Source organism: Methanobrevibacter sp., from assembly GCF_045116495.1.
Classification (GTDB): Archaea; Methanobacteriota; Methanobacteria; order Methanobacteriales; family Methanobacteriaceae; genus Methanocatella.
Window position 1 is genome coordinate 1 of sequence record NZ_JBGULU010000077.1, and the last position, 18,084, is coordinate 18,084.

The 18,084-nt window shown below is 34.9% G+C and carries 22 protein-coding genes and 1 tRNA gene; 10 read left to right on the forward strand and 13 right to left on the reverse strand.

Annotated features, from left to right (window positions below):
- Window positions 1–597: diaminopimelate epimerase (gene dapF / locus ACJMLH_RS03640; protein ID WP_405274821.1), on the reverse strand; the 597-nt coding region annotated here is incomplete at its 3' end.
- A 9-nt stretch (window positions 598–606) separates the two neighbouring features.
- Window positions 607–1,890 carry a diaminopimelate decarboxylase gene (gene lysA, locus ACJMLH_RS03645; protein WP_405274823.1) on the reverse strand — a complete coding sequence of 428 codons (1,284 nt, stop codon included), beginning with the start codon at window positions 1,888–1,890 and terminating at the stop codon, window positions 607–609.
- A 129-nt stretch (window positions 1,891–2,019) separates the two neighbouring features.
- On the opposite strand from lysA, the gene ACJMLH_RS03650 reads away from it, so the two are divergent.
- Window positions 2,020–2,424, forward strand: coding sequence for an NUDIX domain-containing protein (locus ACJMLH_RS03650; RefSeq protein ID WP_405274825.1), 405 nt, complete (start codon window positions 2,020–2,022; stop codon window positions 2,422–2,424).
- On the opposite strand, the gene ACJMLH_RS03655 is transcribed toward ACJMLH_RS03650, so the two are convergent.
- Entirely contained in the window at window positions 2,421–3,122 is a 702-nt protein-coding gene (locus ACJMLH_RS03655) for a hypothetical protein (RefSeq protein WP_405274827.1), read from the reverse strand. The genes ACJMLH_RS03650 and ACJMLH_RS03655 overlap by 4 nt on opposite strands.
- Before the next feature lie 8 nt (window positions 3,123–3,130).
- Window positions 3,131–4,291 (reverse strand): acetylornithine transaminase, encoded by a 1,161-nt coding sequence (locus ACJMLH_RS03660; protein WP_405274829.1) that lies wholly within the window; start codon window positions 4,289–4,291, stop codon window positions 3,131–3,133.
- Window positions 4,292–4,360: 69 nt separating this feature from the next.
- On the opposite strand from ACJMLH_RS03660, the gene ACJMLH_RS03665 reads away from it, so the two are divergent.
- Window positions 4,361–4,792: a peptidylprolyl isomerase gene (locus tag ACJMLH_RS03665; protein ID WP_405274831.1), complete on the forward strand. Its 432-nt coding sequence runs from the start codon at window positions 4,361–4,363 to the stop codon at window positions 4,790–4,792.
- Between the two features lie 93 nt (window positions 4,793–4,885).
- Here ACJMLH_RS03665 and ACJMLH_RS03670 read toward each other — a convergent pair whose 3' ends face one another.
- From ACJMLH_RS03670 to ACJMLH_RS03705, 8 genes are all read right to left on the reverse strand, one after another.
- Window positions 4,886–6,259 carry an MFS transporter gene (locus ACJMLH_RS03670; RefSeq protein ID WP_405274833.1) on the reverse strand — a complete coding sequence of 458 codons (1,374 nt, stop codon included), beginning with the start codon at window positions 6,257–6,259 and terminating at the stop codon, window positions 4,886–4,888.
- 180 nt (window positions 6,260–6,439) lie between these two features.
- Window positions 6,440–6,619 carry a 4Fe-4S binding protein gene (locus tag ACJMLH_RS03675; protein WP_405274835.1) on the reverse strand — a complete coding sequence of 60 codons (180 nt, stop codon included), beginning with the start codon at window positions 6,617–6,619 and terminating at the stop codon, window positions 6,440–6,442.
- Between the two features lie 60 nt (window positions 6,620–6,679).
- Entirely contained in the window at window positions 6,680–7,600 is a 921-nt protein-coding gene (locus ACJMLH_RS03680; protein WP_405274837.1) for a DNA glycosylase, read from the reverse strand.
- Window positions 7,597–8,421, reverse strand: a complete 825-nt coding sequence (gene hisF, locus ACJMLH_RS03685) for an imidazole glycerol phosphate synthase subunit HisF (protein WP_405274839.1) — start codon at window positions 8,419–8,421, stop codon at window positions 7,597–7,599. Before hisF ends, ACJMLH_RS03680 begins: the two co-directional genes overlap by 4 nt.
- Window positions 8,422–8,473: 52 nt before the next feature.
- Complete coding sequence (locus ACJMLH_RS03690) at window positions 8,474–8,635, reverse strand: preprotein translocase subunit Sec61beta (RefSeq protein WP_292743069.1); 162 nt, start codon at window positions 8,633–8,635, stop codon at window positions 8,474–8,476.
- A 72-nt stretch (window positions 8,636–8,707) separates the two neighbouring features.
- The gene (moaC, locus tag ACJMLH_RS03695) at window positions 8,708–9,175 is read right to left on the reverse strand and encodes a cyclic pyranopterin monophosphate synthase MoaC (RefSeq protein WP_405274841.1); all 468 of its coding nucleotides are present in this window, start codon (window positions 9,173–9,175) and stop codon (window positions 8,708–8,710) included.
- A 6-nt stretch (window positions 9,176–9,181) separates the two neighbouring features.
- Window positions 9,182–10,390 carry a tRNA pseudouridine(54/55) synthase Pus10 gene (locus ACJMLH_RS03700; RefSeq protein WP_405274843.1) on the reverse strand — a complete coding sequence of 403 codons (1,209 nt, stop codon included), beginning with the start codon at window positions 10,388–10,390 and terminating at the stop codon, window positions 9,182–9,184.
- A 1-nt stretch (window position 10,391) separates the two neighbouring features.
- A complete protein-coding gene (locus ACJMLH_RS03705; protein ID WP_405274880.1) occupies window positions 10,392–11,741 on the reverse strand; it encodes a signal recognition particle protein Srp54 in 1,350 nt (449 codons plus the stop codon).
- A gap of 86 nt (window positions 11,742–11,827) precedes the next feature.
- On the opposite strand from ACJMLH_RS03705, the gene hpt reads away from it, so the two are divergent.
- The 8 genes from hpt (at window position 11,828) to ACJMLH_RS03745 (ending at window position 16,247) form a co-directional block, all read left to right on the forward strand.
- Window positions 11,828–12,397: a hypoxanthine/guanine phosphoribosyltransferase gene (gene hpt, locus ACJMLH_RS03710; RefSeq protein WP_405274845.1), complete on the forward strand. Its 570-nt coding sequence runs from the start codon at window positions 11,828–11,830 to the stop codon at window positions 12,395–12,397.
- 1 nt (window position 12,398) lies between these two features.
- Window positions 12,399–13,403: a diphthamide biosynthesis enzyme Dph2 gene (gene dph2, locus ACJMLH_RS03715; RefSeq protein ID WP_405274847.1), complete on the forward strand. Its 1,005-nt coding sequence runs from the start codon at window positions 12,399–12,401 to the stop codon at window positions 13,401–13,403.
- A gap of 73 nt (window positions 13,404–13,476) precedes the next feature.
- Window positions 13,477–14,046, forward strand: coding sequence for an exosome complex RNA-binding protein Csl4 (locus ACJMLH_RS03720; protein WP_405274849.1), 570 nt, complete (start codon window positions 13,477–13,479; stop codon window positions 14,044–14,046).
- Between the two features lie 13 nt (window positions 14,047–14,059).
- Window positions 14,060–14,338, forward strand: a complete 279-nt coding sequence (locus tag ACJMLH_RS03725; RefSeq protein WP_405274851.1) for a DNA-directed RNA polymerase subunit L — start codon at window positions 14,060–14,062, stop codon at window positions 14,336–14,338.
- A 30-nt stretch (window positions 14,339–14,368) separates the two neighbouring features.
- The gene (locus ACJMLH_RS03730; protein WP_405274853.1) at window positions 14,369–14,791 is read left to right on the forward strand and encodes an NUDIX domain-containing protein; all 423 of its coding nucleotides are present in this window, start codon (window positions 14,369–14,371) and stop codon (window positions 14,789–14,791) included.
- Window positions 14,792–14,871: 80 nt separating this feature from the next.
- Window positions 14,872–15,180 carry a transcription factor S gene (locus tag ACJMLH_RS03735; protein ID WP_405274855.1) on the forward strand — a complete coding sequence of 103 codons (309 nt, stop codon included), beginning with the start codon at window positions 14,872–14,874 and terminating at the stop codon, window positions 15,178–15,180.
- An 11-nt stretch (window positions 15,181–15,191) separates the two neighbouring features.
- Complete coding sequence (locus ACJMLH_RS03740; protein WP_405274857.1) at window positions 15,192–16,124, forward strand: topoisomerase IV; 933 nt, start codon at window positions 15,192–15,194, stop codon at window positions 16,122–16,124.
- A 49-nt stretch (window positions 16,125–16,173) separates the two neighbouring features.
- Window positions 16,174–16,247, forward strand: a tRNA-Arg gene (locus ACJMLH_RS03745).
- A gap of 1 nt (window position 16,248) precedes the next feature.
- Here ACJMLH_RS03745 and ACJMLH_RS03750 read toward each other — a convergent pair.
- Window positions 16,249–18,078 carry a helicase C-terminal domain-containing protein gene (locus tag ACJMLH_RS03750; RefSeq protein WP_405274859.1) on the reverse strand — a complete coding sequence of 610 codons (1,830 nt, stop codon included), beginning with the start codon at window positions 18,076–18,078 and terminating at the stop codon, window positions 16,249–16,251.
- Between the last annotated feature and the right edge of the window lie 6 nt (window positions 18,079–18,084).

An 18,084-nucleotide genomic window follows, 5' to 3' on the forward strand; every position in this document is an offset into this window, starting at 1 on the left:
TTCCGGGAAAACTTCATGAGCTTCAATGGCAGGACCGTATTTGTTAATGTCAATTTCATCAACATTATCAACAAAGATTATTGCATGAGGATTTCCGACACTAATGGCTGTTAAGTTGAAGGTTGTATCCAAAACTTCCAATTCCCCATCCAAAAACTCATCTTTATCACTGGTCATTGGAATTTCAGGGGTTTTAAAAGTTGATAAACCCATATCCACTTTAAATAAGACAGGTTCGTCATCTTCCAATGTGATTTCAATGGTTTTTATTCCAGCTCTTGTTTCCACAGTCATTTTTTCCTGTTTTAAAATGCCTTTTCTGTAGACAAAATCACCGAAACATCTGATTCCATTTCCACACATTTCAGCTTCGCTTCCATCAGGATTGAACATTCTGTAACCAATGTCAGCCACTTCAGACGGTTCTACAAACAATACTCCATCTCCACCTACTCCAAAGTTTCTGTGGCATAATATTCGGCATGCTTCCGGTTTATCTGCTTCAGGAATGACTTCACCTTTGCTTTCATCAATTATTGGAAAGTCATTACCTATTCCATGCATTTTTGAAAATTTTAATCCTTTTAAATCTACCATAGTATCAACTTATTTTAAATGTGGTGGAATTCTTTGTTGTGCATACAAATCTTCAAATGTTTGTCTTTCACGTACAAGTGAGCATTCCCCGTCAGTCACCAATACTTCAGCTGCTAAAGGTCTTGAATTGTAATTGGAAGACATTGTAAATCCATATGCACCTGCATTTAAGATACCTAAGATGTCTCCTTCTTCTACATCAGGCATTGGCCTGTCACGTGCAAACAGGTCTCCGGATTCACATACATTACCTGCAATATCCACTTCCTGAGTTATTGGAGCGTCCATTTTACTTGCATCGACAATGTGGTGGTATGAATCATACATTGCAGGTCTTAAAAGTGTGTGGAATCCTGCATCTACACCGATGAATTTTCTGTAACTTTGTTTTATGCTGTTTACAGTCACTAAAAGCACACTGGCATCGGCAACAAGATATCTTCCAGGCTCCAAATACATTGTAGGATTGCCCATGTCAAACTGTTCCAATTTTTCTTTAAACAATCCAACATTGACTTCCGCAAATTTATCCAAGTCAACTATGTTTTCTTCAGGAGTGTATGGAACGCCCACACCTCCACCGAAATCAACAAATTCGAAATCGATGCCTGCTTCCTGATGTACTTTTCCGGCAATGTCCATTGTAGATTCAATAGCCAATTTGAACGGTTCCGGATCAAGTATGCCTGAACCAATGTGAGAGTGCATACCGATTGGGTTGAAACCTAACTCTTTAGCTAATGAGTAGACTTCTACAGCTTCATTATCCATTATACCAAATTTACTCATCACTCCACCGGTGATACAGTGGTCATGGTGACCTGCACCTACCATCGGGTTTACCCTAAATGAAATTTTTAAACCTTCAGGATCAACTACTTTTGCCAATCTTTTAAGTGCTGATACTGAATCGATATTTAAAACTGCACCTTGGTCATGTACGAATTTTAATTCATCGTTAGTTATGTTATTACCTGTGAATAATATTCTATCACCTGAAAATCCTAGCATTTTTGAAGTGTAAACTTCTCCAGGTGAAACTGCATCAATACAGCAACCTTCAGATTCCAAGATTTTCATTACTGCAAGGTTGGTATTAGCTTTACATGCATAGAATACTTTGAAATCAGGATAATATTTTGAAAATGCACTATAAAATCGGTTATAGTTATCTCTTATCCTGGCCTCATCAATTACATAGGTTGGAGTTCCAAATTCTTCTGCAATATCGCATGCATCTGCACCACCTATATCCAAGTGGTTTTTATCATTAATTTTAATATTTAAATCCATAATAAAACTCCTAAAAAGTTACATTATGTATTTATTTATATATTTTAATCTATTTAAAACTAGTGAAGGAAAATATTTTGCCGATTAAATTATAAAATAAGAAAAATAAATTAAAAAACAGTGATTGAAATGAAAAAACCATATGGATTAACAGTGCGCGGAATAATCAAAAATGATGCAAATGAAATTTTGATTGTAAAAAGACATCCTAAAAGCAGAACAGACCCTGAAATGTGGGAACTTCCTGGAGGAAAAGTAGAATCTGGTGAAGAATTTGCAGACGCACTTGTACGTGAAATTAAAGAGGAAACTAACCTTGATGTTGAAATTGGTGATTTTGCAGAAGCTATTCAGAATAATTACTCTCACAAAAGAACAGTACAGATTATGATGTATTTATGTGAGGTTAAAGGTGAAATCAAAATAAGTGATGAGCACACTGAGTGGATGTGGGCCAGTTTGGAAAAAATAAAAGGTTTAGAGATTTCCACATCTCTAAAAAAAGTTCTGGAAAAAAGAAATTGGGATATTTAATCAAACAAAGTTTGTTTTTCAATAGTTAACAGTCCCACCCTGCACTTTGGACAGGATGATGATTCCCCTAAAACCTGAAGTTCATCACCACATATTGGGCAAGTGAAATAGCTGTCGTTAATGTAGACTGTTAAATCATTAGTGTGATCTTCCAGGATTTCCTTAATTAGAGAATCCTCCAGATTTGCATTGTTTTCAAGAATAACAAACTTATTAATCTGTTTTCCACAATCCTTACAATAATATCCATAGTATTTGCCTGTAAAATCAAACTGTTTAGAGTCAAAATCATTATATAATGAGTCTTCAATGAAGAACTCTCCTTTATTGTCTATTGCAAATGATTTTTCCTGTTTTAAAGGCACTTCATTACGGCAATGAATGCAGCTTTGGAATTTGTTGTCAAAATCTATGATTTTTATATTATCATCCAAGTCTTCAATGAGTTGAATGACAAGCTCCTTTTCGATGAATCCTGATTTTCTAGATACATGGAAATTGAAAATGTAATTATCGCAGTTATAGCAATAATATTTGTAAATTCCACCGGAAGCTAATGAATCAGAAGCCTTTTTGGATGAATCTACAGTCTGCATGTCCACATGAATCTTTTTCTCATCATCAATCCAGAAAATATCTGAAGAATCAACCAGTTTAAATCCGCATTCACTGCAAGAGTATTCGGTATGGATACCCATATTCCCACCTATAAAATTTCATCCAAAGCCTTAACAAACTTGTCAATGTCTTCTTTTGTAATTATTAATGGTGGAACGAATCTTAGAACATTTCCAGAAGTACAGTTAATTAAAAATCCTGCTTCTCTTAATTTGTCCACATATTCAGCTCCAGGTTTGGTGAGCTCTAAACCAACCATCAATCCTTTACCTCTTACATCAGCAATGATTTCCTTATCTAATTTTTTAAGTTCTTCGATAAAGTAATCTCCAACTTCATTAACGTTATCCAAAATATTTTCTTCTTCAAACGCATCAAGTACTGCATTTGCTGCTGCACAGACGAGTGGTCCTCCACCGAAAGTGGTTCCATGATCGCCAGGTACAAATGCTCCGGCCACTTTTTCGGTTGCAAGAATTCCGCCCATTGGAACTCCTCCACCGATTCCTTTAGCCATTGTCATTATGTCAGGTTTTACATCGAACAGTTCATGTGCAAATAGGGTTCCGCATCTTCCAAAACCTGTCTGAACTTCATCTACAATGAAAACAATATTATTTTCATGACAGAGCTCTTCGATTTGTTTTAGGTAATCTTTATCTGGAACATTGACACCGCCTTCACCTTGTATAGGTTCAACAATAATAGCTGCGGTATTTTCTGTAATAGCTTCTTTAATGGCATCAATATCATTATATGGGACATTGATGAAACCTTTTGGCAAAATTACTTTAAATGGTTCATGGTATTCATCATGACCTGTTGCAGCAAGTGTCATTATTGTTCTTCCGTGGAATGAATCGACAGTTGAGATAACTTCACTTTTACCAGTGTATTTAACTGCTAACTTAATAGCTCCTTCATTTGCTTCAGCACCACTGTTTGCATAAAAAATTCTATCGAAATTTGTCTTGTCTATTAGTTTTTTAGCATAAATCAATGCTGGTTCGTTGTAGTAAATACTTGAAATGTGAATCAGCTTTTCTGCTTGGTCCTGTATTGCTTTGACTAATGCTGGGTGATTGTGACCTAAAGCATTAACTGCAATACCTGCAAACATATCCAAATATTCATTTCCATCAATGTCAGTTACTTTAACACCTTCTCCATGGTCTAACACAAGTGGTTGTCTGGTGAAAGTGTTAATGAAATAATCATCTTCAATTTTAATTAATTCTTGAGTATTCATTATAATCCTCCATAAACTATTTAATCATAAATATTTATAATATTAATATTATTTAAATTAGGTGAAAAGATGAAAGTCGCAATAATCGAAACTGATAAAGGAAATATTGAATTAGAATTATTCCCAAATGAAGCACCTGGAACTGTAGCCAACTTTGAAAAATTAGCTAATGAAGGTTTTTACGATGGATTAACCTTCCACAGAGTTATTCCTGACTTTGTAATTCAAGGAGGATGCCCTATTGGAAACGGTACTGGAGGACCTGGTTACACAATCAAATGTGAAACTGAAGGAAACCCTCACAAACATGGTACTGGTGCATTATCAATGGCACATGCAGGTAAAGACACCGGTGGAAGCCAGTTCTTTATCACCCACAGCCCACAACCACATTTAGACGGAGTACACACCGTATTCGGTCAAGTTATCAAAGGTCAAGATGTCGTTAACGCTATTCGCCAAGGCGACAAAATGAACAAAGTGACCATTGAAGAAAGATAAATCCTTATCTTTCAACTTCTTTTTTATTTTTTCCATGAATATCCTATTAAAAAATATCTGAAAATAAAAATAGCTTATTTTTAAACCTCTAACCTAACTTTCAGCACTGTCTTCAGACTTAATGCCGACAAGTGAAGCAAATACCGATGCCACGCATAACACCATGCAAATAATACATGTTATTTGACAGCTGCTTATCAATAGAGGATAGTACTGCTCTACAATAGGAACATTACCCATCACAAATGCAAACACTAATGTCAATATGCCCAAACTCATAGCTTGACCAACCGTACGCATTGTTGCAACAGCAGCTGAAGCCACTGATGTGTCTTTCGGCGGAACCGAACTCATTATAACATTTGTATTTGGCGGTGAGAAAAGCCCAAAACCAATACCATAAATTATCATGGACACTATTAAAAATTCAATGGATGTTGCTTCATTCAAAAATGAGAACAGCAATAGCGAAATTGTTCCAAGACTCATTCCAATTGCGGCCAGTACCTGTGGAACATACTTATCGGACAACCTTCCTGCAATTGGAGCAAGAATAACCTGACATAACGGTGCTGCAAGTAAAATTATTCCTGCAGTCTGTGAATCCATGCCCTTAATATACTGTAAATGATAATTTAAGATTGTAGTGACCGCAAAAGTAGCCAGATATGCACATAATGATGCGAAATTAGCAGACAGGAATTTTCGATTTTTAAAGAACCTTATATCAAATACGGGATGAGCTTCTCTTAATTCGATTAGTCCAAATATGATTAAGACAATGACGCCCAAAACAGTCAATATTACTCCCAAAGAAGTGTTGAGTATTGTAAAGCCGTATATGAACAATACCATTCCTATTCCATAGGCAACAGATCCCTTTACATCAAGTGGGATGCCCCCAAAAGTAATCCATTCCTCATCGACTTTGGTAAAAAGTAATGCCAGTATAACGAGTAAAAACGGAACTCCAAATAAAACTACAGACCTCCATCCCAAGTGATAATTTAAAATACCTCCAAGAACCGGCGCTAGAGATAGTGCAATATAAACCCCTGTAATGGTTATTCCTAATGCCTTACCTCTTTCCTCCGGCCTAAATGCAGATACCACCATTGCCATGGAAGTTACATTGAAAAATGACAGGGAAATTCCCAATATCAAACGGCAAAGCAAAAACTGTTCAGAGGATGTGACCAGTACATTAGCAATAGAAATTAGAATAAACAATACAACACTTATGATTGTAACCTTTTTAAGCCCATATTTACCGGAAATCTGACCTGCCGGTACCGACAATACGGCTACAACCAATAAAAATATAATTATTGCCCAGTTTTGAACAATATTATTCATGTGAAATTCTGCAGCTATCGTTGGAATGACAACCATGACTGAATTAACCGCAAAAACTGCAAAAAATGACAATACTGCACAAATAAAAAGAATTAAATTTTTGTTTTCCATTGAATTAATCTATTAAATTTATAGAATATAAATTATTTTAAATGATGCGAATTGAAAAAAATATTTTTAGAAATGATTACCATTAACATTCATTTTCAAAAAAAAAATATGCCCAACTTAAAATAAAACGAACTTGCAGAAGTCGTGGTATTCAGCATTTTAAAGAAAAAAGATAATTAATTATTTGATTGTGATGCATTCGTTGGGACAGATATCAACACATGTTTCGCAGTAACTGCATTCATCAGGGTCATTGATGGTCAATTTACCATCTGTAATAATTAAAACTTCCATAGGACAAACGTCTGTGCAGTCTCCACAGTTATCACAGTTATCTCTATTTATTGTAATATCAGACATTTTATACCTCCATATTATTATATTTTCATGATATGTCAAAAAGTTTACTAAATAACAAGTTTACAATTTTTTAATTTTTTCCATTAAACCAGATCTGCGAGCGTAATGGAACATATATAACTGAACATAACCTGCATTGTCGCCAAACTCTTCCATCCCGAATTCCCTTACCTTAGCTACACTAATATCCCTGCCTTCAAAGTAAAGATGGGAAACTATGCGTTTTATCCAAACATCGGATGGGAAAGCTTCTCTGAAATTAAATCCATATAGCAATATGCAGTCTGCCACTTTAGGACCAACACCAGGAACTTTTAAGATTGTTTCAAATGCTTCATCATATGTCATTTTTGGAATTTCAGAAATGTCTATCTCATGTGAAAACAGCTCGGAAGCGTTTCTCATGTATGGTGCTCTATATCCTACACCACAACTTTTAAGATTATTATTGCAATTGCAAATATCTTGAATATTTGATGAATTAAATTCCTCTTCTTCATCCAGATATACATTTGCTAAATCACAACTTTGAGGAAAAGTATAGTAGTTTCCATGCATATTTCCCCAGTTCTGTTTGATGTCTGTTATTGATTTGGTCCACCTTTTAATGGAATTGTTTGCAGAACAAATTGACGAGATAACACACTCAAACGGATCCGGCGCCAGAAATAATCTCAATCCGTTGCAGAACTTTGACATCTCAGATAATTCGGCATGACTATCCAAATATTTATAAAAATTATCCAAATCAAAATCCAAATCAAAAATATAAGACAGCTGTGAAAGGGCTTGCCTTTGAGAAATATCCCCATAAAAATCAAAATCTAAAAATTCACCAGATTGCCTAACATTGAAAATAACCGGTTTTTTGTTAACTGTAATGACATTACCATAACATCCGTCAACCTGCATCCAGGGAGGCTGTGATGTTTGACCTGACATTTGAGTCAATTCCAAATCAATCGGCGCTTCAATTATCATAAACGAACAGCTACATTATTTTCTTTTAAGTATTCCTTAACAGTTCCAATTGAATATTGATTAAAATGAAATATGCTGGCTGCAAGAGCTGCTGAAACGTCTGTTTTTTCAAATACTTCCAAAATATGTTTTGGCTCTCCAACACCACCACTGGCAATTACCGGAATGTCAACTGCATCGTTTATGGTTTTGTTTAACTCAATGTCATAACCATTTTGGGTTCCATCCCCATCCATACTTGTCAATAAAATCTCTCCGGCACCAAGATCCTGGCATTTGACTGCCCACAGGATTGCGTCAATGCCTGTAAATTCACGTCCACCGTAAATACTTGTATCAAACCAGCAGTATCCCTTATCAGTTTCAATAACTATTTTATCAGGCACATCGTCAGGATGGTCAACATATCTTCTTTTTGCATCTATTCCAATTACAACAGCCTGTGACCCGACTACCTTTGAAGCTTCGGTTAATAATTCCGGATTTTTAATAGCTGCAGTATTTGTTGAGCATTTGTCTGCTCCAGCCTTAAGCATTTTGATATAGTCATCAACTTTTCTTATTCCTCCACCTACACAAATCGGCATAAATACATTTTCAGTTAATCTGTCAATTACATCTGCCATTGTTGCACGTCTTTCGTGAGATGCAGTAATGTCCAATACAACTACTTCATCTGCTCCTTCTTCATAATAGCGTGTTGCAAGATCTACTGGATTTCCTGCATATTTAATCTGTTTAAATTCCACACCTTTAACAACTCTACCTTCTGGAACCTGCAAATCACAATCTAAACAAGGAATAATTCTCTTAGTTAACATAATATCTAATATAAATAAAAAAAAGAGTATTGTTTTTTAAAAAACAATATTTTTAAGCTGAATATCTTAAAACAAAACAGAATATAGCTAAAATTACAGTAGCTACTAAAACATGCTCAGGTGAGAGTTTAGGGCCTAAACTTTCTTCATCAAAGTATCTTACTAAACCTGCACCGGTTTGAGGCATTGAAATCTTATTATCTTTTTTTGCCATGAATAATTCTCCTATAATATTAATTAATATAAAATAACTGTATATAATTATTTTATTCATTATATATAAACTTTAAATTTTTTCTTTTTTAATAACTTTAATGTCACTGATTCTTGTATCTGGGTACTGTCCGTCTTCGTCTTTTTCAACTGCCTTTACCATATCCCATACAGTAAGTAATGCAACACTGACACCGGTGATAGCTTCCATCTCAACACCTGTTTTGCCTAAAGTATTGACTGCACACCTGGCTATGATTTCAGTCTCTTTAACTTCAAAATCAAGTTCTATTCCGGTCAACGCCAACGGATGGCAAAGTGGAATTATTGAAGAAGTATTTTTAACTGCCTGAATTCCTGCAATTTGAGCTGTAGTTAATACATTACCTTTCTTAATTTCTTCATTTTGAATTAAATCAATGGTATTCTTATCTAAAAATATGCTTCCGCTGGCTATAGCCCTTCTTTTCTGGTCAGGTTTGCCGCCAACTTCAACCATGTGCACTCCACTATCTGTTAAATGTGTAAATTCATCTGCCATAAATATCTACTTCTCGCTTACTTCAATTACGTCCAATTGTTCGCAAATTGCATTAACTCCCAAGATTTCACCAACGTTAGGATGACTTCTTCCCTCGTCACCTGAAATCAATTCCTTAATGTATAATCCGCCTTCAGTTTTAATTGTCATGCTGAATGTCTTATCATCTATTATTTCATATGATAAATCCAGAACATGTTTAATACGTACCTTATCTGCACGTCGTCTAAGAACTCTTAAAGGAGTCTGCTGATGGATTTCATCCAATTTAGTGAGTTCCTCCAACTTTTCTGCATCAAATGCCTCATCACACTTTACCAAGGCATTGTAAACTTTATATGTGTCCGGAGAGGATTGCTTGATTTCAGCTTTTCGCTTTCTCTCACAAACATGCAAATTATGATAAGAAGTTTTACCTTCATTAATCCTGTTAATTTCTTCTTCAATGCTTGCCAAATCAAGATTTCTGATTTTAGGCTCTTTAATCTCCAAAACAAATGGCCTGCCTGATCCCAGCATCAGCACATCAATGTCCTCACGTCCGGCACCATGGAATTTGGCTTCTCTTCCTTTGGTCAGTTTTAAGAAATGCTCGGAAATTAACTCTTCAACTGACTCAGGATATTGTTTTCCTGTAAAATTACATGCTTCACAGCCTCTTCCTTTGCATTTGGTACATGGCCATTTTGTCTGAGGAATTCCGCGCTTTAATTTATTGTATTTTCCTTCAATATATAACGGATTGATTTGGATTCTGACTTTAGGATTATTTATTAAATCTATGTTGAAAACAATGTCTTGTGCCTCGAATTCCGCTTCCTTATCATATATTTCCCAAATTCCAAGGCCAATTAATCTATTAACTTCCTTCTTAATGGTTTCAACACCCAAATCGAATTTTTCAGATAACTCTTCATCCCTTTCTTGGATATCCTTTGCTATTTTTGAACCTACCAGAAATGTGTCGAATTCAATGCCTAACTGATTTATCTTATCATCAATCTTTTTGTATAAATCATCATTGAGCTTGTCAAACAGGTTATCGCAAATTACGCAATCAACATCATCCAAATTAATATTTAGTTCACTGCAGACTTTATCGGCTCTTTCAATGTTGTTTGTGCCTTCAATTGTTTTTGATAATTTCCGTCCCAAACAATTTTTACAGATTTTTCCATCTGTTTCATCTAAAATCTTTTTAGCTAACTCGTACATGTTATCTGTTCATGAATTGGCCCATCATACGGTTCATTGCACCGCCGCCCAATCGGCCTCCACGTTTTCCAATACCTTTCATTGTCTTTTTGGTGTTATTGTAATATTTTAAAAGTTCTTTAACTTCACTTTCAGAAACACCAGATCCACGTGCAATCCTTCTAATACGTGACTGTTTGATTATCTTAGGATTAAGCATTTCCTCTTCGGTCATGGAGGACATCATAATTTTATATGTATCAATCTTATCTTCAGTCATCTTAGATGCTTCTTTTGAAATTTTGTTTCCCATACCTGGAATCATATTAAGAACCTGCTGCATCGGACCCATCTTGTTCATCATTTCAAACTGGTTTTTCATGTCCATCAATGTGAATTTACCGGTGAGCATATTGTTCATGGTCTTTTCTGCAATATCCTCATCAATATTTTCTTCAGCCTTCTCTATAAGTGACCTTATATCACCCATTCCAAGCAATCTTGAAATAAATCTTTCAGGGTCAAACAATTCAAAGTCATCGATTCTCTCACCTGTACCGATGAACTTGATTGGTGCACCGGTTTCAGCAACAGCTGACAATGCACCTCCCCCTTTAGCTGAACCATCCAATTTTGTGATAATGATTGAACCGATATCAGTTGCCTGTGAGAATGCCCTTGCCTGCTCTCCTGCCTGCTGACCGATAGTACCGTCGATAACAAGAATAGCTTCATTTGGATTAATGATATTGTCCAATTCATCCATCTCGGCAATAAGATCCGCTTCTTCCTTATGTCTACCTGCAGTATCGAAAATGATTACTTTTCTGTTTTTAAATTCCTGCAAACCTTTTTCTGCCAAATCAAGTGCATCCTTATTGTTAGGATCCCCATATAATGGAACGTCCATCTCTTCAGTCAATTGCCTTAACTGTTCATAAGCTGCAGGCCTCCATGTGTCTGTACAGACAACAGCCGGATTGAAACCCTTTTTCTGCAGATATCTGCACAATTTACCGATGGTGGTAGTTTTACCACTACCCTGAAGACCAAGGAACAAAATTTTATATGGCCTTTCATCGATTTCCAAACCTGCGGCTTCACTTCCTAAAAGATTCACCATCTCTTCATAGATAATTGTTATGATATGTTCCCTTGGAGTAATTCCCTTTGGAGGTTCCTCTTCAAGGGCTCTTGATTCTATTTTTTTTGATAATTCTAATACTAACTTAATATTAACGTCTGATTGAATTAATGCACGTTGTATATCCTTTACAACTTCTTTTATTGTTTTTTTATCAATAACAGACATTCCTACCAATTTTTTCATAGTATTAGTAAGATTTTCTCCTAAATTTCCAAGCATTGTAATCACTTAATCAATTGATATTAGAAAAATTATATAATTATAATAAAATATATTTATATTTAACAAGTTTTAAATATTTGTGTGATACCATGTTAAAAGAAGTAAAAAAATCATTAGAAGCATCACCTATTGTCAAGAAAGGGGACTACAACTACTTTGTAAATCCAATCAGTGACGGAGTTCCGGCAATAGATCCTATCATACTTAGGGAGTTATCACTTTCAGTTTATAAGTATGCAAATTTAGATGTTGATAAAATAGTGGCTGTTGAAGCAATGGGAATACACTTAGCTACCGCATTATCCCTTGCAACAGATATCCCATTTGTTGTAATCCGTAAAAGACAATACGGCTTGCCTGGTGAAAAAGAAGTATATCAGAAAACAGGCTACGGTTCATCAAACCTTTATGTTAACGACTTGCATGAAGGCGAAAAGATTCTACTCATTGATGATGTTGTAAGTACCGGAGGAACATTGATTGCACTCATCAAAACACTGCAGGATATGGGTTTGGATTTAAAATCCGTAGTGGCCATTATCGACAAGGGTGAAGGAAAAAAAATTGTTAAAGAAGAAACCGGAATAGACGTATTATCTATTGTCAAAATAGATATTATTGACGGTAAAGTAGTAATCGAAAGTACAATTGAAGATTAACATGTCAATGTATGATATGGATTTGGACAAGGCAATCCGCAAAATAAACTCAAAAAATGCACAGGTCGTTGGGCTTCAGTTTCCGGAAGGTCTTAAAATGCAGGCCGTGAAAATTGCTCGCCATATTGAAGATGAAACTGGTGCAACAGTGATAATTTCAGGAGACCCCTGCTTTGGAGCCTGTGATGTAAGCGACTGGAAAATGAAAGGGTCCGTGGATTTGATCATCCATTACGGACACACTCCGCTTCCGCTAAAATATGAAGTTCCGACTCTATTTATTGAAGCCTTTTCAAATATTGACCTTAAAAAGGATCTTGAAAAATGCCTGGAAGAACTTAAAGGCTATTCAAGAATAGGTCTTGTTACAACAACACAACACCTGCACCTTTTGGCTGAAACCAAGGATTTTTTAGAGGACAACGGCAAGGAAGTCATTCTTGGCTCATCACCATCAACCAGAAAGGGACAGGTTTTGGGCTGTAATTTCTCATCCATAAAAGAGCTGGACGTTGATGTAATCCTATTTATAGGCAGCGGAAATTTCCACCCGTTAGGAATCAAACTGTTCTCAAGTTCTCCAGTACTGGCACTGGATCCTTACAATTCAGAAATTAGGAGCATGGATGAATATGCAGACAGAATTTTAAGAATACGGTTTGCAAGAATAACAAAGGCAAGAACTGCAAAAAAATGGGGAATAATAGTCTCCTCAAAAGAAGGACAATACAGAATGAGTCTGGCAAAGGAAATTAAAAAAATCCTTGAAGAGCATGGAATGGAAGCCTACATCATTCTAGCAGATAACATCAACCCGGACATATTACTTCCTTATATGGAATTGGAAGCATTTGTTGTTAGTGCCTGTCCAAGAATAGCTATTGATGATTCACAAATGTATAAAAAACCACTTTTAACTCCACAAGAATTAGAAATCGTATTGGATAAAAGGGAATGGGAAAATTATCAATTGGATGAAATCTTATTCCATGAACGTTACAAATAGCTTTAAATATTAATATAAATAAAATTATTATATTAAAGAAATTTTTATAAATCTTTATTTTGGTGATTTTAATATGGAAATGAAAGAGGAAAAAATAGTAATGCCTGGAGATAAATTAGGAATAATAGAACAATATCTGCCAGGAGACGGTACATATGACGACAATGGAGATATTAAATCATCTGTACTTGGTAATGTTAAAATTAATCAAAAAATGAAGGTTATTTCTGTTGAGGGCACTGCTAAACCTGCACTCTTAAAAGTTGGAGATATCGTATACGGACAAATAACTGACATTAAACCTCAAAGAGCTAATGTGAAAATTGATTGTATTAAAGACAATGCAAGACCATTGGCATTGCCGTATATGGGTGCAATACACATATCTCAAGCAAAAAAGGATTATCTCGAAAAGTTATCAGATGCTTTTAGAATAGGAGACATCATTCAAGCAAAAGTAGTTAAAATTACTGGAGATAATGTCGATTTAGGCACCGTAGACAGTGATTGTGGGGTACTCAAAGCAATGTGCACACGTTGCAGAGACTTTATGCACACAACCTCAAAAGACAATGAACTTCAATGTAATACATGCAACAAAAGAGAAAAACGTAAAGTTTCTAAAAACTATGTTAATGATTAATTAGGATGATAAAATGGAAAATATTGAAATTATTGAAGATAAAACTTTAGAATTAACTTTTATTGTAAAAGATGAAAGCCACGGAGTCTGCAATGCATTAAGGCATATTTTAATGCAAGACCCAGATGTGGAATATGCCGTTTACAATATCGATCATCCCCTCACTGGAAAACCAGAAATGACAATCAAAACAAAAAGGGGAAAAAGACCTAGAATAGTTCTTAAAAAAGCAGCGGAAGAACTCCAAAAACAAAGCGCTGATTTTAAAAAACTTGTTGATGAAGCTTTATAGCTTCAAATATTATTTTTTTAATGTGATTTGATGACAAATTACAAAATTCCTTCAGTTACAGCCGATATTTTTATTTTTGATGAAAATTTAAATTTTATTTTAATAAAAAGGAAAAATAATCCTTTTAAAGATTATTGGGCGTTGCCTGGAGGCTTTGTAGAATACGGTGAAAGTGTAGAAACCGCAGCAATACGAGAAGCAAAAGAAGAAACTAGCATTGATGTTGAACTTATGGATTTAGTCAATGTTTATTCAGAACCTGATAGAGACCCAAGAGGACACACAATCACAGTAGCATTTACCGCTAAAGGAAATTTTAGCGACAGAAAAGCGGATGACGATGCAAGTGATATCGCTATATTTTCAGCCGAAAAGCTAGATGAAATAAAACTTGCATTTGACCATGAAAAAATAATTAATGATTGTCTGAAAATGGCGAAAAAGAGCATTTAATGCTATATATTTAAATAAGTTAAAAAAAAGATTTAAAGAATATATAGAGCATATATAATTATATAATAGAGGAGAGTTAAATGGAATTTTGTCCAGAATGTGGAGCTATGTTACTTCCTAAAGATGGAAAATTAGAATGTAGTTGCGGCTATTTAAAAAATCTATCAGATAACAATGAATATGAAGTTCATGAAGAAATTGATGCTGAAGAAAATGTTAAAATGCTTGGAGAAGATATTGACTTAGGTCCGGGCGTTACTGAAATCTGTCCTAAATGTGGACATGATAAAGCCACTTATGAATTAAAACAAACCCGTAGTGCTGATGAAGCTCCTACTCGTTTCTTCACTTGTAAAAAATGTAAACATAAATGGAGAGAATACGATTAAAGAGGCTTAATATGAAAGATTCTAAAGAAAAAGAGCATAGAATTTCCAATCTCAAAGAAATGATTGATAGCGTTGATGCCGAAGATGACGTTGGAGAATATGAAGAAGATATTGAATTAATCAATTATCTTAATGAAGACCACGTCAATTATGATGAGTTAGAAATCGACGACGAATTCATTTACCGCCCTGGCGATGGAGATGAAAATGCAATTAATTTAGAAGATGAAGATATTAATAAAGATTTTTTAATCAATACTCCTAAAGAGCAAGAGATAAATGACGATTCAAATGAAGATGAATTTGATGATAATTTTTCATCAGGAGTAAGTGACGGATTTGATAAAGTAATCAATGCTAAAATTGGAAGAACACCTATTTTAGGTCTCGTCAGTTCATTTTTAGGATTGCTTTTAATCGTTATTTCAGCAATGGTATTCTCATCACGCAGTGACAGAGTCATAGACAATGTTGTTTCAGGTGAAAACAACTTTATATCTGTAATATTTTTAATATTTGGAGCTTTATTCTTGATTTATGGACTTTATAGAGTTTTTGGATTTAAAAATCCATTGAAAGGAATGTCTGATAGCATAGATTCAATTGAAAGTGGTAAAAAAATTGAAAACCCTGCTAAAAATGACGAAGAAGATGAAAAAGTCATCCCTAAAAGCAACATTCCACTAGACAAAGAATCTTTCAAAATAGGAGAATATAGCTTTAAAGATTTAAAAAATAAATTTAAACGATCAAAAAAACCAACACCACCTACCCAAGAGGAATTAGACCAAATTCCACCAGCTCGTGAAAAACCTGAAGATAGAAAAGGTTTAACTGCTGAAGAAATTGAAGAACTTGAATACCAACAAGCAGTGCGAGAAAATGAATCAATTGACGATATTTTTGCTGAAGTTGAAGATATTGATGATATAAATCGTCGATGACAATGATAAAAAAAATGAAAAAAAATATTTTTTAATGTTTAGTTTTTATGGGCCTATGGTCTAGTCAGGAATGACGCAGGACTTCGGATCCTGAGATCGAGGGTTCAAATCCCTCTAGGTCCGCCTAATTTTTAACTCTGACAACTGCTTCTTTAAAAAAGTCAGGAATCAGTGACCTGTACATAGGACTTTTAAATAACATGTTAATGTCACTGTCAATGATATAAGTATAACATGAATCGTCTTCCGCTCTCATTCCACGACCGTAAGCCTGCATAAGAGTCATTACCGTTTTATAGGCATACCATTTCTTATCCCTTTTCATTCTCATGTTAACTTGCTTGTCTCCAAGATATGGGAAAGGAATTTTATAAATTATTTGGAATCTGCACTTATCATAAGGCAAATCAACACCTTCACTCATAGAGGGTGAAACTAAAACTAATGGATTTTCATCTTTTTCAAAGAAGTTTAATATCTGTTCCCTGTTTTTAGATGAATGGGAAATCAGTCTTGAGTTATACAAATTATTTACAATGTACTGCTGGCATTTATAACTGTGAGTATGTATCAAACCTTTATCATTTTCATGTTTTTTGAGAATTTCCTGAAGGATAGGAATAGTTTTTGGAGCAGTATTTTTAATCCTATTGGCTGACATTTTACCTGCCAAATTTAGAATTATCGGCCGTTTTTCCTTTGTAAAAGGACTGTCAACCTTAATATGATAAACCTCATTTGGATTTAGACCCAGCCATTTTGAAAACATCTTGTGTGAAAGGATTGTAGCGCTCATGAAAATAACAACATCCCCATATTTTAACAGGTTATCTTTAGCATAATGATGAACTCTTAACGGTTTAAACACCACTCCTGTTTCTTCAGAATCAATGACCCAATTTTTAGGTTCCTTTTCCAGGTTATTGCCAAGGGTTTTAAGTCTTGCAATTGTTGATCTTATCCTGTCAGCCTTGTTTTTTGTAACATCCTTTAAGTCAATGTCTTCATAACTTTCCCTAATAGCTTCAATTTCCATTTTCCAATCTGAAAGTTCACCATCCTTTAGAGTTTCATCAGAAATTCTTTTGTTAATATCCTTTTCAAGAGTCCGGTTATATAAAGTGACTTCCATTGTAGACATTAATTTATTTTCAATGTTGTGAGCTTCATCCAATATCAGCAGTGACCGTGGAGCAAAATGCTTTACGTAGTTCAGCTCGACAATTGCATAGTCATAATTCATTAGTGTGATTGGTGAGTTTATTGCATTTGCTTTCTGATTCCAATAATGACAGTGGCTGCCTGACTGGTAAAAAACAGTACCTCCAAATGAATCCTCAAATGCAAGTTCAGCATCCAATGTAGGATTTTTCGCAACACCATAAGGACAGAAAAAATTACTGGAAGTGGGTGTTGTTTTGCAGGTCCCCATATCACAGGCAACTTCCAGATTACTGTTTAAACAGGCAAAATTACCTCTTCCCTTAACTAACGGAAAATCAAACTCATTAGAGTACTGTGACTGCAGCTGCTTAGTCATAGTTAATATATATGCAGATTCATACATCTTAGCAAGGGTTGTTGCTATGGCTGATTTACCTGTTCCGGTACCTGCCTCCAGAATAATATACTTGTAGCCTTGCCTTATTGCATCATTAATGTTCTGTATAATGTCCAATTGCCCGAATCTAGGCTCTGTAAATGGGAAATTTTCAATTATTTCCTCATCAATATGAGGATAAATTTCCTTTAGGTACGCTGTAGTTCCCTCATCCAACTTATGGTTATCTATTGAATAGACCTCAGGAATCTCATCATCTAAAATAGAATGTGAAACAGTCTTTTTAAAACTAAATAAGTTGGTAGGTCCTTTAGGTTTCTTATTGCTTGAATTTTCACAAGTACAATTGGATTTTAACATTCCACAATTTGGGCAAAATAACGAATTTGACATTAAAAA

Coding starts and splice junctions, on each gene's coding strand:
- hpt (WP_405274845.1), top strand. CDS start 11,828: ATGTTAAAAGAAGTAAAAAAATCATTAGAAGCATCACCTATTGTCAAG.
- ACJMLH_RS03655 (WP_405274827.1), bottom strand. CDS start 3,122: ATGGGTATCCATACCGAATACTCTTGCAGTGAATGCGGATTTAAACTG.
- ACJMLH_RS03735 (WP_405274855.1), top strand. CDS start 14,872: ATGGAATTTTGTCCAGAATGTGGAGCTATGTTACTTCCTAAAGATGGA.
- ACJMLH_RS03660 (WP_405274829.1), bottom strand. CDS start 4,291: ATGAATACTCAAGAATTAATTAAAATTGAAGATGATTATTTCATTAAC.
- ACJMLH_RS03720 (WP_405274849.1), top strand. CDS start 13,477: ATGGAAATGAAAGAGGAAAAAATAGTAATGCCTGGAGATAAATTAGGA.
- ACJMLH_RS03680 (WP_405274837.1), bottom strand. CDS start 7,600: ATGATAATTGAAGCGCCGATTGATTTGGAATTGACTCAAATGTCAGGT.
- ACJMLH_RS03675 (WP_405274835.1), bottom strand. CDS start 6,619: ATGTCTGATATTACAATAAATAGAGATAACTGTGATAACTGTGGAGAC.
- hisF (WP_405274839.1), bottom strand. CDS start 8,421: ATGTTAACTAAGAGAATTATTCCTTGTTTAGATTGTGATTTGCAGGTT.
- dph2 (WP_405274847.1), top strand. CDS start 12,399: ATGTCAATGTATGATATGGATTTGGACAAGGCAATCCGCAAAATAAAC.
- ACJMLH_RS03690 (WP_292743069.1), bottom strand. CDS start 8,635: ATGGCAAAAAAAGATAATAAGATTTCAATGCCTCAAACCGGTGCAGGT.
- ACJMLH_RS03750 (WP_405274859.1), bottom strand. CDS start 18,078: ATGTCAAATTCGTTATTTTGCCCAAATTGTGGAATGTTAAAATCCAAT.
- ACJMLH_RS03665 (WP_405274831.1), top strand. CDS start 4,361: ATGAAAGTCGCAATAATCGAAACTGATAAAGGAAATATTGAATTAGAA.
- ACJMLH_RS03650 (WP_405274825.1), top strand. CDS start 2,020: ATGAAAAAACCATATGGATTAACAGTGCGCGGAATAATCAAAAATGAT.
- ACJMLH_RS03730 (WP_405274853.1), top strand. CDS start 14,369: ATGACAAATTACAAAATTCCTTCAGTTACAGCCGATATTTTTATTTTT.
- lysA (WP_405274823.1), bottom strand. CDS start 1,890: ATGGATTTAAATATTAAAATTAATGATAAAAACCACTTGGATATAGGT.
- ACJMLH_RS03670 (WP_405274833.1), bottom strand. CDS start 6,259: ATGGAAAACAAAAATTTAATTCTTTTTATTTGTGCAGTATTGTCATTT.
- moaC (WP_405274841.1), bottom strand. CDS start 9,175: ATGGCAGATGAATTTACACATTTAACAGATAGTGGAGTGCACATGGTT.
- ACJMLH_RS03700 (WP_405274843.1), bottom strand. CDS start 10,390: ATGTACGAGTTAGCTAAAAAGATTTTAGATGAAACAGATGGAAAAATC.
- ACJMLH_RS03725 (WP_405274851.1), top strand. CDS start 14,060: ATGGAAAATATTGAAATTATTGAAGATAAAACTTTAGAATTAACTTTT.
- ACJMLH_RS03740 (WP_405274857.1), top strand. CDS start 15,192: ATGAAAGATTCTAAAGAAAAAGAGCATAGAATTTCCAATCTCAAAGAA.